Here is a 15,933-nt window from a genome sequence, read left to right as displayed (position 1 = left end):
GCCCGGTCGAAAGACCGGGCCTTTTGTTTTATCTGTGGTCTGTCGGTGAGCGCTCTCCTGAGGAGGACAAATCCGCCGGGCTGAACGTATTTGCAGGCGCTGATAAGCGCAGCGCATCAGGCAGATCACGACATCGCACCATCGGGTGCAAAGCAATATCCAGAGCCTGCATAACACAAGCCATTCTGCGGCATACGCGATAAACACCCAATCTGAATTATCTGTATTACCTCCCGAAAATATCAGGATCTCCTGCGGCAGTTACGTGTACCTTTATCTATTAGTAAGGGTCAATCCGGAGAATAAAGTGTTCGGAAAAATGGTATTAAACTACATGCCGGGACTGAAAAATTTATTAGCGTACGATAAAAGCTGGCTAAAACATGATGTTAAAGCCGGGTTATCCGTTGCTGCCGTAGCACTACCGGTTGCGATTGCTTACGCTGAGTTGGCGGGAGTCGGGGCTATTGTCGGGTTATATTCCTGCGTTTTGCCAATGCTAGCTTATGCACTGTTTGGTTCTTCCCGCCAATTGATTGTTGGCCCTGATGCCACGACCTGCGCGGTAATTGCGGCAGTTGTGGTTCCTCTTTCTGCCGGAAATCCAGAACTCCACTGGCAGTTAACAATCGTCATGACCGTAATGATGGGAGGATGGTGTCTACTTGCCAGTAAGTTTCGCCTGGGTGCGCTTGCTGATCTGCTTTCTCATCCCATTCTAACGGGGCTGCTTAACGGCGTTGCCGTGACGATTATTGTCGGGCAACTCGGTAAGGTGCTGGGGATTACGCTTGATGAAGAGCAAGTGATTGAGAAGATTATTGCCCTGCCAGGCCGACTCTCAGAAATTCATTTATTAACCTTAGGGATCTCCATCCTAACGTTAGCGATTTTAATAGCTATCAAAACGTTTCGTAGCCAATGGCCAGCACCGTTGATTGCAATTGTGATAACAACGGCGCTGGTATGGGTCACATCTGCACAGCAGTATGGTATTGCCACTATTGGGGGATCGGGCTTCCAGTCTGGTTTGCCTGTTGTTCACTGGGGCTCATTTCAGCCTGGTCTGGCGCGTGATTTATTGATCCCTGCGCTGAACCTGGCATTAGTCAGTTTTGTTAGCCTGATGCTAACCGCTCGCAGTTTTGCCGCGAAAAATGGATACGAAATAAATGCTGATGCTGAGTTCAGGGCTTTGGGTATTGCGAATCTGATGTCTGGCTTATCTCAGGGGTTTGCGATTAGCGGAGCCGATTCCCGGACTGCGGTAAATGACTCCACCGGAGGGAAAAGCCAGCTGGTTTCCGTTGTTGCAGCCTTAATCATCGGAATTGTCGTGGTATTTTTCACGCAGCCATTACCATTTATTCCGGTATCTGCATTAGGCATTGTTCTAATTTATGCATCGTGGTCATTGATTGATTTACGCGGACTCTGGAATCTGAGGCGAAGAAATAAACCCGCATTTCGCCTGGCGTTCTTCACCTTTGGCTGTGTTCTGATTATTGGTGTTATTCAGGGGATCGGCCTTGCGGTATTGCTGGGTCTATTGCAGTTCCTGCGCACAGTTTTTCGTCCTACTGAGCACTTATTGGGAATTGACGAAAATGGGATGATTCACTCACTAGGTAATTCAACTGATGTGAAAATGATCCCTGGCGTGTTGATGTACCGATTTAACTCACCGCTGACCTATTTTAATGTGGCCTATTTTAAGCGCCGCGTTTTGAATTTAGTCGATGGTGCAGTACTACAACCTAAATGGGTGGTCATTGACGCCGTTTCTTGCTTTACCTATTCAGATATCAGCGTCCTGGCAACCATTAATGAGTTAAAACGGGACCTGAAGGGGCGGCAGATTAAGTTAATTCTTGCGGGCCGGAAAACGGAGTTAACACGCTGGTTTAAAGAGAGTCGACCGACAATGAAGGACGACGACATGATTATGGCACCAGACCTTTATTTGGCGCTGCGGTTTATTCAAAGCAAAGAAAGCATGAGTGAGGGTGAATCTGGCGTTGTTGAATAAAGCAGATTTAGGTAAATGATCAGGCTGGATGGAAGGCGCTGAGGACGGGTTTTCGTCCAGCAGGACCTGACATCGACCAGAACCCCATGTTGCTAAAGGGGGGATCAGCATCCGCCCGGGGAGGGTGAGTTCCCCGGCAGAGCATTGATATCGGCAAACTACCTGAAATATAAGCAGTGTGACTGTTGTTAACCTTACGCTGTGAATGCGACAGATCGCTTAAATAATATCCTTCCCATTGCTGGCTTCGAGCTCCCGAATCAGGCGCTTGTTGATCTTGCCAACGCTGGTTTTGGGAATATCCGGGACTATCCTTATCTGTCGTGGGATCGCCCATTTAGTGATGTGGCCGCGGTCGACGAATCCTTGTAGATGTGTCGCTATGGCTTGCGGCTCCAGGTCCTCCCCTTCCTTGCAAACCACCAGAGCCAGGGGGCGTTCGCCCCACTGCTCATCAGGTATCCCGACGACGGCTACCGACCTGACCGCCGCGTGTGAGCTGATGAGGCTCTCAAGCTCCAGCGTGCTTATCCACTCACCGCCCGTCTTGATTACGTCTTTGATGCGATCCTTGATTTCCACTATCCCATGGGGATCGATAGAGGCTATGTCGCCGGTGTGCAGCCAACTGCCATTCCATAGCTCAGCCCCTTTCTCGGGTTCCTTCAGGTAGCCCTGAGTCAACCAAGGGGCTCGCACCACTATTTCGCCCAGGGCTTCTCCGTCGTGCACCACCTCCCGACCTTCGCCATCGACGATACGCAGATCCACCAACGGGACAGGCAGGCCGGTCCGAATCCGCAGGGGTAACTGTTCATCCATGGGAAGGGCCAGCTCGGCATCGCTTAAGTGGGTCATACAGAGCAGGGGACAGGTCTCAGACATGCCATAGCCGGCGTGAATGCGTATGCCCCTATGGTGGGCTTGTGTCGCCAGTCCAAGGGACAGTGAACTGCCACCCAGTAACATCTTCCATCCTGACAGATCAGTCTGCGTGGCTTCTTCGCACTCAAGGATCATCTGCAAAATGGTTGGCACACAATGCGAGAAGGTCACACCCTCATCGTGATAAAACCGCACCAGTTTGTTGGGTTCGTAACGACCGGGATATACCTGCTTCACACCCAGCATTGTTGCGACATAGGGAGCGCCCCAGGCATGCACGTGGAACATAGGGGTGATCGGCATGTAGACATCGTTCGATCGTAGCAGCGACTGTCCCTCGTGGGCTGCCAGGAGACCCAGCTCATTGAGCGTGTGCAGGACCAGCTGGCGATGGCTGAAGTAGACTCCCTTGGGATTGCCCGTGGTTCCAGTGGTATAGAACAAGGTAGCTATCGAGTTTTCATCGAAGTCGGGGAAGTCAAAGAGTTCTCCCGCTGCGGCCAGCAGGGTCTCATATTCCCCTAGCACCGGCAGGCTGGTCGCCTTCGATTCTTCGTCACTAAGCTGGATGTATCCCCGGACAGTGGTCAGTGTCTCTGCCAGTGACTCGACAACCGGCAAGAAGTCGTCGTGCACCAGTACCAGGTTGTCCTCGGCATGATTCATGGTGTAAGCGATTTGGTCCGCCGAGAAGCGGACGTTCACCGTGTGCAGCACGGCACCAATCATGGGTACCGCGAAGAAACACTCGAGGGCACGATGGCTGTCCCAATCCAGCAAGGCGACGGTGTCTCCAGGCATGACACCGGCCGCTGTCAGCATGTTTGCCAGGCGATGAATGCGCTGTTTGAGGGTACGATAGTCGTAACGGAGCTTATCGGCGTAGACGATTTCTCGCTCGGGATGAGAACGCCCACCCGACAGCAGTAGGCTCTTGATCAGCAACGGATAGGCATGGGCCCCCTGCGCTGACTGTATGATTCTTGTTTTCACCATCCAGATTCCTCGTTGACTCACTATTTGCTCGGTATGATGGCAATTGTAGATGAAGGTTGGCTTTTACTCCCTGGCGTTTGCTTCAGATGTCGAGGCGGAGACCAGTTCCAGCCCCTGGGGATGAATGTGCGTACCTTGCAACGCGATCGGGTTATTCGCTACCTGCAGAATCCAGGCTACTCTATGCCCAGTTCCTTCACCCGCTGGTTCAGTGCCCAAGGTTGTTCAGATAAATTACTCAAATCTGGCCTACGGTTAAGCACGCCAGAAAAAGAGGTGTTCCTGATACCGCTATATTTTTTGCAGTACCATCGTGGTCTCACTGAAAGGTTTAGCTGGCGTGATGAGGTAGGGTAGGGTAGGAGTCGCAGTGGACAGAACGATCAGAAATCTAGCAGAACCCTGAAAGCAAAAAACCCGCCATAGGCGGGTTCTTCTGAATAGTGGTGCCCGGACTCGGAATGGATTTTGTTTTGTAATTGCATTGATTAGAATGGTTTTTATCTTGTTCCATAAACGTTGAGGCCCCCATTAAGGCCCCCTTCTGCAAAGGGTCAAAATTTGATGGTTGAACAGGAACTTTTACATCCATCTGAATACTATTTGATGGCAAGGTATAGTGATCTACTACGGAATCGCAGTGAGCACCATCCATGTTTGAAAATGATACCATAATTTGGTTCCTTACTGTTTAGTGGGCAACGCCCCTGGATAGTGTTTCGCGATAATGTCGTTCAGCTTATCGACCAGCTCCGATCGCCTGAACGTGATATGGACAGTTCCCTTCTGAAAATACTTAATCACAGACATCTCATCCTCATAACGGGTGCTATGCCTGTTCTCATGGATATGGTCGCTTAACCGGCGCGTGACGTCGGCGCGATTGTCGGGGATGGCCTTCCCATCCAGCAGCATCAGCATGCGCTCAAGGTCCGTTAACCGGTCACGCTGCCAGCCCCAGTTCAGACCAAATCCCCACCGGTCATATTTGACAAGCCCCGTCACGATGATTTTCCCGCCAAACCTACAGGGGCTGTTTGTCTTAAAATTCCAGCTCAGACCTTTAAACACGTTAATCACACCTCGTTCAAACACCTCACCTTTATTCAGATGCAGTTGTTCGAATGTGTTGAGAATATTCTCTTCACTGATAGCCGGAATATCGTCTTTCTCCAGGCTGTTGTACCACTCGTCGCGGACCTGTGCGTCCATGAGCGCCAGCATTCCCGAGCGTTGCATCAGATCCCGCCATATACCACGATCGATATTGCGAGTAATGGCTTTCATGGCCGTATCAGTATCCTCCATCAGCCAGCAGTCGTAGCTGTATTGCCGCATTCCCTATTCATTCGCTTTACCACCGCCGATGCTGCGGGTCAGCGTCGAGATATCGTCAAGTTGTTGTATCAGCGTTTCAATCTGTGCAATCGCGAAATTACGTCCGGTGATGATGCGCTCAATACTGGTAGAACAAATCACATCGGTATGGCCGGTTAACACTTCAGGTTCGGTGAGGGTAAGATCTGACATTTTAATTTCCTTTATATAAAGCAAAGCGCCAGCCGGTAAGGGCTGGGGCTTATAGGTGTGTGGTGAGTATGGTTCGGTGGCTAACAGGTTCTGGTCTGTTGCAGAAGCTGAAGATGGCGGAGATTACGAACATCGTTTCGCGCCTGCTCAATCCAGGGCAACAGCACTGCTGAATCCGTCTTGTCTTCGTCGTTGTCGAAAATAATGCCGGTGTTGCAACTGATGTTGTCCTGCAGCCAGCCAATCAGAATGTTGAGAGCCACTTCGGTGGTTAATTCCGGCATGTAAAAACCTTGTGGTGATTGAGGTGGGGTTACCAGTCAAAGGTTGTAAAACTTGGTAGCACTTCGCCAAAGGCATCCAGATGAACAATGCCAGCGGCGTAGCGACGCATAAGCGTCACTAATAACCGACGGCAGGCTTTTGACAGACCGAGGCGTTTGAGGCGTAAGACCGGAAACGACCACGCGCCCAGGTGGAGCAGATAACCCGAGCCGGTATAACTAATCCATTCAGACTCGCCAAAGTCTTCATGCTGGTGTGAAAGGGTAAACAGCAGAGCATTGTCTTCCGCCGTGATATGTGCAGTGCTGCACTGAATGCCGTTCAGGCGGGCAACGGGCGGAATTGGATCTTCAACAATCAATTTCCCCGGTTCGTCAGCAACGAGAAGCGAATAACCGTTCTGGTTCACCACATTGATCAGGTCGGTCAGTTCAATACCGTCAATGTCTACGACGATCCGGCCCATGTTGAGGGCCAGTACGTTGATGGCATCGGCTTCCACCGTCAGGGACAGCTTCATGGTTGCACCTCACGGTATTTGCCGGTGGTGATGTCGGTAACGGCCCTGTAGCTATGACGGGTCATCAGCCCGGTGGCTTTGCGGGCGCGGAGAATATCGATACTGGTGAGAAGCGGCGACTGAGTTTCCGCGTTAAAACCGCGACGATCAGTGCGTACCAGGTCGTATTTCTCCACGATGAAATTCACCGCGTCGCACAGTGAGATACCGGCATCGATATGCTCTTGGATCACACCATCTTTGCCAAATGGCGTGTCGTTGAGCGTCAGACCGTAGTGACGGTCCAGCAGGTGACTCAGGAGGCGCTGCCAGATCGCCACGGGTGACGGGCGTGGCGAAACCTCCCGTTTCGGAGGAACAGGTTGTGTTTGCATAATGGAAACCTTTACTGGTGAGTTAAACGAAGGAAAACTGCCGGGAGGTTTATTCTGTTGTTGCAGGTGTCGGGTAAATTGCGAGATAGACGTACCCGTGCGAGCCGAGGCTGTCGGCCTCGCATATCAGCCCTTTTGCATACAGCGTGACGCAGTGCTGATGACGGGGATTCAGCTCACCGGAAAGCAGCATCAGCTCCAGTTGCTTCAGCAGTAGCGGGAATGCCTGGTCGAGATGGCGTAAATCCGCGTCGCTGAAGGTGCCGGTGATGCTGGCGCGGTCGTTCAGGTAATGCAGCCGGTTGCCCTCCTGCACCAGACGTGCGCCAAAACAGGGGGTGATATCGCGTTTAAGCCCCCACCAAGGGGCGGCGATATCGTGGTTTACAGGCGGTATTGTATTCGACAATTTTAGCCTTCCTTAAACGTGAATTAATTCAGCGTAACGCTGCGTAATACGACGTACGGGCCGTTGCGGTCCTGACGGTGTTCTGCGAAGACGGCGAGCACGCCGCTGATATCCTGCACTTCCCGACCTGCGTAGTGGCAGATGCTGCCGGACCATGTGTATTTGCCGGCACAGAAGCGAAACAACCGGGACTGCGGATGCTGGCGGTATATCGCCATCGCCTGGCGTTTGCTGATGATTTTCATCGTTATTCTCTCCTTAAAGCCACCCTCTCTCAGCAAACGAGACGATCTCCATGCCGCCCACCACCAGGTGATCAAGCAGTCGGATATCAACCAGCTCCAGCGCCTGCTGAATACGCGTAGTGACCTGACGATCTGCATTGCTGGGTTCGGCAAGGCCTGACGGGTGGCAATGCGCCACAATGACAGCGGCACAGTTATGCTTCAGACCGGCCTTAACCACCTCGCGGGGATGGACCTGCGTATGATTGATGGTGCCGGTGAAGAGCGTTTCGTGGGCTATCAGACGATGCTGGTTATCGAGGAAGAGTACAGTGAATACTTCACGCTCCAGTGAGGCGAGTTGCAGACGCAGCCAGTCACGAACGGCGGTGGTGGAGGTAAAGGAGGCGCCGGGCTCGCGTAACTGGCGTTCCAGCAGGGTCAGCGCACGTCGGATAGTGCGCTGTGCGGCGGGAGATATTCCCCCGCTGTCGGGGGGGCAAGGGGTTATATTCATTGGCTTTTCCTTTATGTTGACCCGTCCGGGATTGATGTGTTGTACAGTTTCACGGCAACGACGAACTCGTCGTGCTGGGATTCAAACCATGACCAGATAGGGAAGAGAGAGGTGCCCGTCAGAAAATGCAGGAAGAGTTCGTCGGTCACAACGTCTCCGTCCTCATCCCTGACCGTTATTTTCCCCAGCGCATCCCACAGGGTATTCAGGTGAGACAGTTCATACGACATGGCGGGATGCTCAGTCGATGATGTGCATGATGGCGCTGCATTCCGGGTGACTGAGCGCGTAATCCCGCAGGCGGTAGTAGTGCTCCGTCATGGCATCGCATTCGGTGCGCATGGCATGGTGGCTGTAAGTCATCAGACAGACGGCAATCCCCGCAGCGTCGGCACTGAGTTCACCGCCGTTGCCGTTCATAGTGTTGAACAGCGACCACGGTTCATTGTTCTCCGCTTCCGGGGCCATAAACGCACCACCGTTGCTGAGCGTATAAAAATTCCAGATACCGCCGTTGTAGTCGGCGCAGAAACGGTCCATCCACGCGAAGACCGTCGGCTCAAGGATTATCCACTGCGGTATGCTGCCGAAGTACTGCGGCCAAAAGCCGATGCGCTGCTCGTCCTGTACGAGGGTGGCGGTCAGCGCTGGCGCAGAACCGGCAGGTTGTGGCGGTAACGGAAGGGTATCGTGAAGGTTAATAATGTCGGTCATGTTAGTTTTTCCTTGTTTATTTATCGGGTTGGGGATGCTGGTTCAGCAGGAGTGACGGGCAGGACTGCGCATAGCCATCTTCATCGCACCGTGAGGGCCAGATGCTGTCAGATACAGACAGTCGGCACAGGCTGAGCTCGCCGGGACGGTAGCAAAGATGTCTGCACCAGGCGCAGAGGTCATCGTCGGAGATGGAACGGCAGCCGGACTGGTTTTGCAGGGAAACGGGCCAGACAGCCGTCAGACGGGTATTTGCAGGAATGTGCTGCATCAGCTCAGTGCCTGCTGCAGTTCTTCGGCCATCACCCAGAGCGCGCGGTTGAGTTTGATATCCCCGTCGATACCGTTAACCGCACGAGTGTGGGTACGTTTACCCTGTGCGGTGCGTCCGCTCAGCCCGCCTTTCAGCAACGATTCCTGAATGCGGTTATAAACGGTCCACAGGTCGTCCTGATGGTCCTCATACCGTCGCGGTGTCAGTATCTGCGCTGCGGTCACCGGCTGATATTCTTCACCAAAGCGGTATGTCAGTGCGGCGTTCGCCAGGGCATGTTGCGCGGGTGCTGGTAGTCGAAGTGACTGCATGGCCTCGCGCTTTTCTTCCACCCGATCAAAGACACCGAGCACTTCATAAGCCCCCTCAATCACTTTCCCGGCCACATCGCCACGATGCGGTACACGAATTTCACCGAACGACTGTCCGCAGACGAGCCCGTTGGTGCAGATGGCTCTGAACAGCCCCGGCAGCATCTGGTATGAGCTGCTACCATCGTGCGAGTTAAGCAAAATGATTTCGGGAACCTGCTGGCCGGTTATCTGACCGGTACGACGCAGGCGCAGCAGATGTTTGGTGTGCTCCCGGCGGTCAGGGTCGCGTACGCGTGACTGGCAGGCGAAGAAGGGTTCAAAGCCTTCGCGTTGAAGATTTTCGAGCAGAGTAATGGTGGGTATGTAAGCGTATTTTTCGCTCCTGGAACCGTGGCGATCTGCACTGAATACGCTGGGAACGACCTGCATCAGTTCTTCGCGGGTTAACGGACGATCGCGACGGATCTGGTTTGTCCGTCCAAAGCGGCTGGCTAGTCTCATGGTAAATTCCTTATTGTTGATTTAACGGCATAAACAAAACAGCCATGCTCCTGTGGGAGCATGGCTTTTTTGTGTGGTCGCTATTGGGTTAAGCTGTGGTGTGTCAGTGTTTGGGGATCCCGTGGCTGAGCAGATAGCGGTTAAGCCATTCCCCGGCACTGGCTTCAAAATTCCAGGCCCGCCAGATTAACGTCCCCTCGCTGTCGCGAATAACCAGCCGAAAGTGCGTACCCTGGTCATCTTCTATAGTGACGTTGTGGTAAAGCGTGACCACGGCTTCAGCCTGTCGGCGGGTGAATTGCCCTGGCGGTAACGACGTATCGTCAGTGACTTGCATATTCAGTTCCTGATGAATGGCATAAAACAAAATGCCCCGCTCAGTGAGCAGGGCATCAGTGGGTTAAGTGTGTGGCAATAAGCTGCAGTATCTGTTCCATGAGCGCTGTGATTAAGGCACCTGCGAGCAGGGTTGCCGCCTGTCTGGCGATGTAAATACTGTCTTCGTCATAGCCTTCTTCGCGGAAGTGGTCTTCCACAAACTGCTGCGCCCGGCTGCTGGCGCACCACGTCAGCACCTGACGCAGGGTGTTGAGCACGATTTTCAGTAATGTCATTGGGTCAAATCTCAGAGGGGGGATCCGGATGAATCTGGGGCACACAGGAATGCCCCGGCCGGATAATAAGAGGAGAGCTGCGTTACTGCGGTGACGGAGACTCCGGCGGCACAGGGGCCTGACCATGAATAATGCGGTGCTTCGCCAGTGCCTGCGGCATATCGTTGATGCAGTATGTAATGTAGAAGACGTTGAGCACCACGGTATAAAACGCATTCATCTTCAGGTCAAACCGGAAGGTGTTCAGCGCATAGTGTCGCAGTGCTGCTCTGGCCTTAAAGGCCCAGACGATGTACATCACGCCGCAGGTGAGCGACAGAATGCCGCTTAAGGCCAACAGTGTATCGCTGCCCGTGTAGTAGCCCGCCAGGTCCGGTGAGGCCATCACGCCGAACTGTCGTCCGAGCCCAAAACAGACGGCGAGCCAGATGATAAACAGATTGCCGCAAACCGGATATCCGGTGGTGTCGCTGATAATCTGCTGTTTTCGGTACAGCCACAGTAACGGCCAGATGCCGCAGGTGGCGACGGTGAGTAGAACAAAATGCAGGGTTGGCGTCGTCAGTCGCTGGCTGAGTGTCGAAATGTCGGTCATATCGTATTGTCCTTGATTGATTTTGCTGTAAACCGGGGATGCGCCGGGTTACCCGGCGGTCAGTGTCGTGCATTCGGGCATATCAGCCAGAACCTTGTGAACGTTTCCAGCCGAAGGGGTAAAGTGCCCCACCTGTTTGTCGTTGACGTAAATCTCAAACGACGTTGCTTTTCTGATGGCATCAATGAACGACAGCCAGGCGTTGTCGCCGTTACGCCAGCCCAGAGAGGACGGCAGGGGGAACGTCTGGTCATCCGTGACGACGGTGATGGCGGTTTTCTCATCCTGTGAATCGGCACCGCTGCCGTCAGGCAGGGTGAGCATGACGTGATGCTGCAGGATATTCTGGTCGTCAGGGTTGCCGGTGCAGTTCAGGTTCATCATCACGTTTTCCGGGCTGGTGATGATGTACTCGGTGACGCCCATACCGAAGCCACTGCTCCACATATTGGGGACCGCCTGTGCCGTGATGGCAAAGGTCAGTAATCCTGCTGACAGGATGGCGTGCATGAATCGCATGGTATTTTTCCTTCTCAGTCAAAAATGTTGTTGGGGGGCAGCCGTGTTACATGAGTTGTTTACCCACGACGATAAGTCCGGCCAGCCAGCCGATATACTGTGGGCCCACAAGCCAGAACAGACGGGCCTTGAGTAATCCGGTCATTCCTTCGCGGGTGTATACCGCATCCGGCATCAGCCATTGTCGAAGAGCAGCACCGACCGTCATACCGGCTCCGGGCCCAAGCGTCATCCAGAACAGATATTCCATTCCCTGACCAAAACTGCGTATCTCGCCGGTACTCCCGAACACGTTAAACAGCACGACCACAAGCGCGATGGCGAAGGCAATCGCGAAATATTTAATGACAAGCGCCATGTTCAGATTTCCTTATTTTCTGCACTGCTGAGCAGCGCTCAGCATGTTGTCCATGAAGCGCGGGGGGACATAACCGTATTGCTGGTTCATTTTCTCCAGCTCCCCGTGCGTATATTTCGTTTTGAGGTCATCCCGGATACATCCGCAGACGGCGGTAGTACCGCCGCCTGATTTGCATCCCCGGATAAACTCGCGTTCATTTTTGTCGCCACAGCCGCTCAGGGTTACGGCAGACAACATCAGGGTGAAGAGCAGCAGAGGGCCTTCGACAGGTTTCACGATTTGACTCCTTTGGGTCTGGATGGATGTTCAGGGTGTTGTTCCCTGAAGGTGTGAATGACATCACTGATAAAGCGAAAGTGGGGCAGTGCGCTGATAAATCCCTCTTCAGTAATGAGCGAACTGATTTCGCTCCGGCGACGGAAGGTTTGCTCTGAGAGTGAGGCCGAGATAATGTCTTCCAGCCGGAACACCCGAAGGCTCCCCCGGCAACAGACGACCAGATACCAGTGCTGATGCCGGTAAATCAGGCGGTAAGGCTCCTGCTCATCGTGACGGACACCGCCGACCAGCAGACTGACCACCCGGTGATGACAAATGGCTTCGGCCAGACGATGAAAACTGTCAGCCTGTGTCCATGCTGGCGGTAAGTCGTGCCAGATAAAGCAGGGTGAGGTGCCCGTTTCATTCATCAGCAGGTGCATCAGTTGCCGGTTCTGCGACGGGATAATGCGTGCGATACCGGTACTGCGGGCAAAGGAAACGGCCCCCGGAGAGTGATCACGCGTGGCGCTCTCACTGAGCCGATACGTGCCGTTCTCCCCGATAATGTCGAGGTGGACCAGCCGTTGATGTAAGTCACGACGCAGGGTGCGTATCGATACACCAAACTCACCGGACAGTGTCTGAAGGGTCAGCGTTTCTCCGGCCATTAACCGGCTGATAATGACCGACAATCTGACGGCCAGCCGGTCGTAGCGGGCCTCTTCATCGGGTCGTTGCATGGACGCTCCGTGTGCGATAAATAGGTTGATATTTCATGCGGTTATTATGCGGGCGGGGAGGGACACGTTATGTCCATCCCCCGTAATGGCGGAAAAGAAAAAGTAAAATTCATCTTTCAGTAAACAGGAGAATTAACAAAGGGTTAGTGCCAGGTAGCTGAAATGACGACAGCATGCTGACACGCCCTGTCATCAGTCGTGCCGTAGCGAGTACGGTCAGCGGCTCAGGCTTTGTGCAGGATGGGCTGACCCTTATTAACGTTACGGTGCACTGAAGATATGCTCGCACTGCGTGCAGCCGTATTCATCAAAGACGGTACCGTCCAGTTGTTCTCCGGCCAGAGAGCCTGCCACCGCACCAGCACAGGCGCCGGACAGAAAACCAATGAGGCCTCCGGCTATCGTACCGACAACCGGAATGACTGAACCTATCAGCGCACCGGTGGAGGCTCCTTCAAGCCCGGCAATGCCTCCGGCTGTTGCGCCAATGACCCCACCCGTCTTTTTACCCACATGGCGCAGTCGTATGTTTTGCGAACCGCAATTCGGACAATGCATTTCTTTCTCCCTTATTACTGGCAATAAATAGCCGCCTTCATGAGCTGGCGGACCGTGTATCAGAGAGACCTGGGTACCGGAACAGAAAGCATAGCTGTGACTTAGCGCGAGAAGCATACGCACGGGTATTTTGTGGGACAGTTGACCCGGGAGAAGGAATAACGACGGTAACAGGGTATCGGGACCCCGTTTGTTCTTACTGGACACATTAACCTCCGTGAGTGAAATAACAAAACGGCAGCACTTCTGCTGCCGTTCTCACACCGGTAATATAGGTCTGAAATTATTTTGAATGTCATTTCTGGTCTGTATTACTGCCTCCGCTCACCTTGTTTTTAGCGCAAAGCCCTCACTCACCACCACAGGTTTTTCGGTAATGGTCATTAATCAGCATTTCCAGCATATCACTGATGCGAACTCCGCTACGTTCTGCCATAAAGTCCAGTCGAGTTTTTGTTTCGTTCTTCAGGTACGTATTGAGTGCTTTTTTATCGGTACGGGACTGACGTAATTTTTGCTGGTTCCAGGCTTTATTCAGGTTCAGAAGGAATAAACGCTTTGTATCCGGTGCATCGTCCCATAAGTCGATCGCCGTGCGCAGGGCTAAATTGCGTTCAGAATGACTCAGGGGGGTAAACCAGGTACTCATTCCTGGCGTTGAAATATTTAATGAGAGCCCGATAGTGGGCGCATTTCTTTCTTCCTGAAGCGATTTGAGGCTGTTCCATGCCCACAGTACCGCGTCTTCTTCATTAGGTAACCATTTCAGCGGAGCTGGTTTGCTGTAAATATTTTTCCACTGGTCTTTCAGCCTGTCCATGACCTGGCGCTTGAGATGATTTACCGGTGGGGTCGGAATAATAATGTTGTCGAAAAAAGAGATGATAATATTAATTCTTTCCTGGTGGCTTGTCGGAGATACACTCAGATTCATTCGCTGATACCAGTTCTTTCCGAACTCTGCATTTGCTGGTTTGTCAATACCAAGTTCGTAGTCTCCGGCCTTGCAAATATACGCCCATAACCAGAATGTTGCCCGTTCATCCTGTTCTAGCCAGTCAAAACTTTCCAGCGGAAGGATGTTTTCATCACGGGCTGTTTCCATATCAGAAAAAAGTCTTGCCCGCTGTTCTGCATTCGGTATGAACTGATTAATCAGTTTGTTGAGTGCCTGTCGACAACTTTCTGCATCCTGGTGAGGAATGTCACGGGTGTTAATTATTTTATTAACACCCAGCCACCCGGCATAAAAAGCACAGACTCTCAGGTCACGGGTTTTTATAAGATGTTGTCTGCCATTGTCGTAATGTACAACCATTGTGGATACCTGTAATCGTAAACTACATAGTAGTGGTTATGGTGGTGATTGTTGTAGCTACACAGTATCACGATGATGGTTTTATCGTCACTTAAAAACACATCTGGTAGTCATCGTGAGGTTTTATTGTTGATTTATACTGGTTTTGACAAGGTTTTACCATGGTTTTAAAGTTGTCATTTTCTTTGTTTATCTCTCAGATGCTTCTCTGTTTACTGGATGAGTATCGTCTCAATAGGTTATCTTGTTCTCCTGCATGCTTTCGTTTTCATCCCCATCATGGTGCCTGGTTCGCTTCAGGGGGCATTTCTGGTATCAGGTCGGGCTGCCATGAGGTATTTCCATTTTGTTGCTCATAATCAGGATTGAGGGCTTCTGCGGGCAGTGATGATACGGGGTTAATTTGATTGAGGTTATTTGATATGACGTGGTGTCTATTTTCATGTTATTGAAAAAAGATAATTCCAGAGTAACTGATGCAGGCGTTTGTTGTAGGTAAGTGCTGTCTGGCGTGGTTATCTTCATAGCTATTGTTATGCCTGGCGTGTTGGATTGGTATTAATATATTAAAGAAGGGGTCTTATCATTTGTAACAGTAATCGATGATGTGTTATCAGTAAGTGGGTTATGCCTGGGAGGTATTATTATCTGAAGGTATTCACTAAGGGGATAGTACTATTGGATGGTATCCATTGAGCAATCATTGCCATCAGGTAAGAAATACACCATTCAATGTAGTCACAACCTGAATGTTTAGCACTCATTAAAAATCTATCATTAAGAAAACAGAATTGAATTGAGTCGATATTACCATTGACTAGTCCTCGTCAGGATAAAAGTGAAGATGATTAACATCAGTAATCTAATAATCATAACGACAGGGTGGTTACTGGTTAACAGTAACGTTTTGGGTGAATGGTCATGCCTGAAAATCAGCAGGTGAGTATCAATGGTTTATTACTGGTCTGCGTATTAGTGATGAGCGTTAAATGCTCAGTCAGTGAACTAACCTGTAGTAAGCCTGTCGGTATTGCTCTGTCTGCCTGATATTGACGCTTACAATACCTGTCAGTTACAGATACTACGGTGACCCGTTATCCCTGAAAGTTTTTTGATATGTGTAAACAAGGCCATTGGTAACGACTGTAAACGGGGCATTATCCGTGTTGGTGATAATAGTCATGATTGTATCGTAAACAGAATAACCCGATTGAGGTGACGTGGAATAGGGTGATTATCCTGGTAATCACCGCAAGCTATTTAATAAGTAATTGAGCGCTGTAGTGTCTTATACCGCCATAGCTTCCTGTGAGCCTGCATAAGCGCATTGAATAACACGATAGTGGAAATCTGTGGTTAGTATGAATATGGCGCTCCTGATGCGTTACAGGGCGT

General features: G+C 51.7%; 22 protein-coding genes and 1 pseudogene. 1 reads left to right on the top strand and 22 read right to left on the bottom strand.

Annotation, left to right across the window (positions count from 1 at the left end; genetic code table 11):
- Nucleotides 1-307 precede the first annotated feature (307 nt).
- Entirely contained in the window at nt 308-2,029 is a 1,722-nt protein-coding gene (locus tag OGX67_RS06780) for a SulP family inorganic anion transporter (protein ID WP_257651305.1), read from the top strand.
- A gap of 219 nt (nt 2,030-2,248) precedes the next feature.
- On the opposite strand, the gene OGX67_RS06775 is transcribed toward OGX67_RS06780, so the two are convergent.
- From OGX67_RS06775 to OGX67_RS06670, 22 genes and pseudogenes are all read right to left on the bottom strand, one after another.
- Nucleotides 2,249-3,910, bottom strand: coding sequence for a fatty acid--CoA ligase (locus OGX67_RS06775; RefSeq protein ID WP_003036606.1), 1,662 nt, complete (start codon nt 3,908-3,910; stop codon nt 2,249-2,251).
- 391 nt (nt 3,911-4,301) lie between these two features.
- On the bottom strand, nt 4,302-4,583 hold the full coding sequence (locus OGX67_RS06770) for a hypothetical protein (RefSeq protein WP_071687634.1): 282 nt from the start codon (nt 4,581-4,583) through the stop codon (nt 4,302-4,304).
- An 11-nt stretch (nt 4,584-4,594) separates the two neighbouring features.
- Nucleotides 4,595-5,440: pseudogene (locus OGX67_RS06765) on the bottom strand (DUF4942 domain-containing protein).
- Between the two features lie 80 nt (nt 5,441-5,520).
- A complete protein-coding gene (locus OGX67_RS06760) occupies nt 5,521-5,724 on the bottom strand; it encodes a DUF957 domain-containing protein (protein ID WP_009652505.1) in 204 nt (67 codons plus the stop codon).
- Nucleotides 5,725-5,753: 29 nt separating this feature from the next.
- Nucleotides 5,754-6,245, bottom strand: coding sequence for a DUF5983 family protein (locus OGX67_RS06755; RefSeq protein WP_009652438.1), 492 nt, complete (start codon nt 6,243-6,245; stop codon nt 5,754-5,756).
- A complete protein-coding gene (locus tag OGX67_RS06750) occupies nt 6,242-6,619 on the bottom strand; it encodes a TA system toxin CbtA family protein (protein WP_016154457.1) in 378 nt (125 codons plus the stop codon). Before OGX67_RS06750 ends, OGX67_RS06755 begins: the two co-directional genes overlap by 4 nt.
- Before the next feature lie 49 nt (nt 6,620-6,668).
- Nucleotides 6,669-7,028 carry a type IV toxin-antitoxin system YeeU family antitoxin gene (locus OGX67_RS06745; protein WP_009652436.1) on the bottom strand — a complete coding sequence of 120 codons (360 nt, stop codon included), beginning with the start codon at nt 7,026-7,028 and terminating at the stop codon, nt 6,669-6,671.
- Nucleotides 7,029-7,051: 23 nt separating this feature from the next.
- Nucleotides 7,052-7,273 (bottom strand): DUF987 domain-containing protein, encoded by a 222-nt coding sequence (locus OGX67_RS06740; RefSeq protein WP_009652392.1) that lies wholly within the window; start codon nt 7,271-7,273, stop codon nt 7,052-7,054.
- Between the two features lie 13 nt (nt 7,274-7,286).
- On the bottom strand, nt 7,287-7,769 hold the full coding sequence (gene radC, locus OGX67_RS06735) for a RadC family protein (protein WP_016154455.1): 483 nt from the start codon (nt 7,767-7,769) through the stop codon (nt 7,287-7,289).
- 11 nt (nt 7,770-7,780) lie between these two features.
- The gene (locus OGX67_RS06730) at nt 7,781-7,999 is read right to left on the bottom strand and encodes a hypothetical protein (RefSeq protein ID WP_009652503.1); all 219 of its coding nucleotides are present in this window, start codon (nt 7,997-7,999) and stop codon (nt 7,781-7,783) included.
- Between the two features lie 10 nt (nt 8,000-8,009).
- Nucleotides 8,010-8,483, bottom strand: a complete 474-nt coding sequence (locus OGX67_RS06725) for an antirestriction protein (protein ID WP_009652453.1) — start codon at nt 8,481-8,483, stop codon at nt 8,010-8,012.
- 16 nt (nt 8,484-8,499) lie between these two features.
- Entirely contained in the window at nt 8,500-8,754 is a 255-nt protein-coding gene (locus tag OGX67_RS06720; RefSeq protein WP_009652519.1) for a hypothetical protein, read from the bottom strand.
- Entirely contained in the window at nt 8,754-9,572 is an 819-nt protein-coding gene (locus OGX67_RS06715) for a DUF932 domain-containing protein (RefSeq protein WP_009652424.1), read from the bottom strand. The genes OGX67_RS06720 and OGX67_RS06715 overlap by 1 nt, the downstream gene beginning before the upstream one ends.
- A gap of 103 nt (nt 9,573-9,675) precedes the next feature.
- A complete protein-coding gene (locus tag OGX67_RS06710; protein ID WP_009652474.1) occupies nt 9,676-9,909 on the bottom strand; it encodes a DUF905 domain-containing protein in 234 nt (77 codons plus the stop codon).
- Between the two features lie 55 nt (nt 9,910-9,964).
- Nucleotides 9,965-10,186: a hypothetical protein gene (locus OGX67_RS06705; RefSeq protein ID WP_009652443.1), complete on the bottom strand. Its 222-nt coding sequence runs from the start codon at nt 10,184-10,186 to the stop codon at nt 9,965-9,967.
- 82 nt (nt 10,187-10,268) lie between these two features.
- The gene (locus tag OGX67_RS06700; RefSeq protein WP_009652395.1) at nt 10,269-10,781 is read right to left on the bottom strand and encodes a DUF4234 domain-containing protein; all 513 of its coding nucleotides are present in this window, start codon (nt 10,779-10,781) and stop codon (nt 10,269-10,271) included.
- Nucleotides 10,782-10,829: 48 nt separating this feature from the next.
- Complete coding sequence (locus tag OGX67_RS06695) at nt 10,830-11,300, bottom strand: YfjT/YkfB family phage-associated protein (RefSeq protein ID WP_009652431.1); 471 nt, start codon at nt 11,298-11,300, stop codon at nt 10,830-10,832.
- A 46-nt stretch (nt 11,301-11,346) separates the two neighbouring features.
- Nucleotides 11,347-11,658, bottom strand: coding sequence for a hypothetical protein (locus tag OGX67_RS06690; RefSeq protein WP_009652410.1), 312 nt, complete (start codon nt 11,656-11,658; stop codon nt 11,347-11,349).
- A gap of 12 nt (nt 11,659-11,670) precedes the next feature.
- On the bottom strand, nt 11,671-11,937 hold the full coding sequence (locus tag OGX67_RS06685) for a hypothetical protein (RefSeq protein ID WP_009652486.1): 267 nt from the start codon (nt 11,935-11,937) through the stop codon (nt 11,671-11,673).
- Nucleotides 11,934-12,662, bottom strand: a complete 729-nt coding sequence (locus OGX67_RS06680) for a helix-turn-helix transcriptional regulator (protein WP_009652433.1) — start codon at nt 12,660-12,662, stop codon at nt 11,934-11,936. The genes OGX67_RS06685 and OGX67_RS06680 overlap by 4 nt, the downstream gene beginning before the upstream one ends.
- 261 nt (nt 12,663-12,923) lie before the next feature.
- A complete protein-coding gene (locus OGX67_RS06675) occupies nt 12,924-13,220 on the bottom strand; it encodes a membrane protein (RefSeq protein WP_009652512.1) in 297 nt (98 codons plus the stop codon).
- Nucleotides 13,221-13,569: 349 nt separating this feature from the next.
- Nucleotides 13,570-14,538, bottom strand: a complete 969-nt coding sequence (locus tag OGX67_RS06670) for a hypothetical protein (protein WP_016154453.1) — start codon at nt 14,536-14,538, stop codon at nt 13,570-13,572.
- Nucleotides 14,539-15,933 lie beyond the last annotated feature (1,395 nt).

Source organism: Citrobacter sp. Cf118 (assembly GCF_030334095.1).
In the GTDB taxonomy this organism is placed as follows: Bacteria; Pseudomonadota; Gammaproteobacteria; order Enterobacterales; family Enterobacteriaceae; genus Citrobacter; species Citrobacter freundii.
This window is presented reverse-complemented; position numbering and strand designations above follow the sequence as displayed.

What these genes read in the sequence shown, in the direction of transcription:
- OGX67_RS06730 (WP_009652503.1), bottom strand. Translation starts at nt 7,999, where the DNA reads ATGTCGTATGAACTGTCTCACCTGAATACCCTGTGGGATGCGCTGGGG.
- OGX67_RS06700 (WP_009652395.1), bottom strand. Translation starts at nt 10,781, where the DNA reads ATGACCGACATTTCGACACTCAGCCAGCGACTGACGACGCCAACCCTG.
- OGX67_RS06740 (WP_009652392.1), bottom strand. Translation starts at nt 7,273, where the DNA reads ATGAAAATCATCAGCAAACGCCAGGCGATGGCGATATACCGCCAGCAT.
- OGX67_RS06695 (WP_009652431.1), bottom strand. Translation starts at nt 11,300, where the DNA reads ATGCGATTCATGCACGCCATCCTGTCAGCAGGATTACTGACCTTTGCC.
- OGX67_RS06675 (WP_009652512.1), bottom strand. Translation starts at nt 13,220, where the DNA reads ATGCATTGTCCGAATTGCGGTTCGCAAAACATACGACTGCGCCATGTG.
- OGX67_RS06720 (WP_009652519.1), bottom strand. Translation starts at nt 8,754, where the DNA reads ATGCAGCACATTCCTGCAAATACCCGTCTGACGGCTGTCTGGCCCGTT.
- OGX67_RS06705 (WP_009652443.1), bottom strand. Translation starts at nt 10,186, where the DNA reads ATGACATTACTGAAAATCGTGCTCAACACCCTGCGTCAGGTGCTGACG.
- OGX67_RS06670 (WP_016154453.1), bottom strand. Translation starts at nt 14,538, where the DNA reads ATGGTTGTACATTACGACAATGGCAGACAACATCTTATAAAAACCCGT.
- OGX67_RS06690 (WP_009652410.1), bottom strand. Translation starts at nt 11,658, where the DNA reads ATGGCGCTTGTCATTAAATATTTCGCGATTGCCTTCGCCATCGCGCTT.
- radC (WP_016154455.1), bottom strand. Translation starts at nt 7,769, where the DNA reads ATGAATATAACCCCTTGCCCCCCCGACAGCGGGGGAATATCTCCCGCC.
- OGX67_RS06725 (WP_009652453.1), bottom strand. Translation starts at nt 8,483, where the DNA reads ATGACCGACATTATTAACCTTCACGATACCCTTCCGTTACCGCCACAA.
- OGX67_RS06750 (WP_016154457.1), bottom strand. Translation starts at nt 6,619, where the DNA reads ATGCAAACACAACCTGTTCCTCCGAAACGGGAGGTTTCGCCACGCCCG.
- OGX67_RS06715 (WP_009652424.1), bottom strand. Translation starts at nt 9,572, where the DNA reads ATGAGACTAGCCAGCCGCTTTGGACGGACAAACCAGATCCGTCGCGAT.
- OGX67_RS06680 (WP_009652433.1), bottom strand. Translation starts at nt 12,662, where the DNA reads ATGCAACGACCCGATGAAGAGGCCCGCTACGACCGGCTGGCCGTCAGA.
- OGX67_RS06755 (WP_009652438.1), bottom strand. Translation starts at nt 6,245, where the DNA reads ATGAAGCTGTCCCTGACGGTGGAAGCCGATGCCATCAACGTACTGGCC.
- OGX67_RS06775 (WP_003036606.1), bottom strand. Translation starts at nt 3,910, where the DNA reads ATGGTGAAAACAAGAATCATACAGTCAGCGCAGGGGGCCCATGCCTAT.
- OGX67_RS06760 (WP_009652505.1), bottom strand. Translation starts at nt 5,724, where the DNA reads ATGCCGGAATTAACCACCGAAGTGGCTCTCAACATTCTGATTGGCTGG.
- OGX67_RS06710 (WP_009652474.1), bottom strand. Translation starts at nt 9,909, where the DNA reads ATGCAAGTCACTGACGATACGTCGTTACCGCCAGGGCAATTCACCCGC.
- OGX67_RS06770 (WP_071687634.1), bottom strand. Translation starts at nt 4,583, where the DNA reads ATGGTATCATTTTCAAACATGGATGGTGCTCACTGCGATTCCGTAGTA.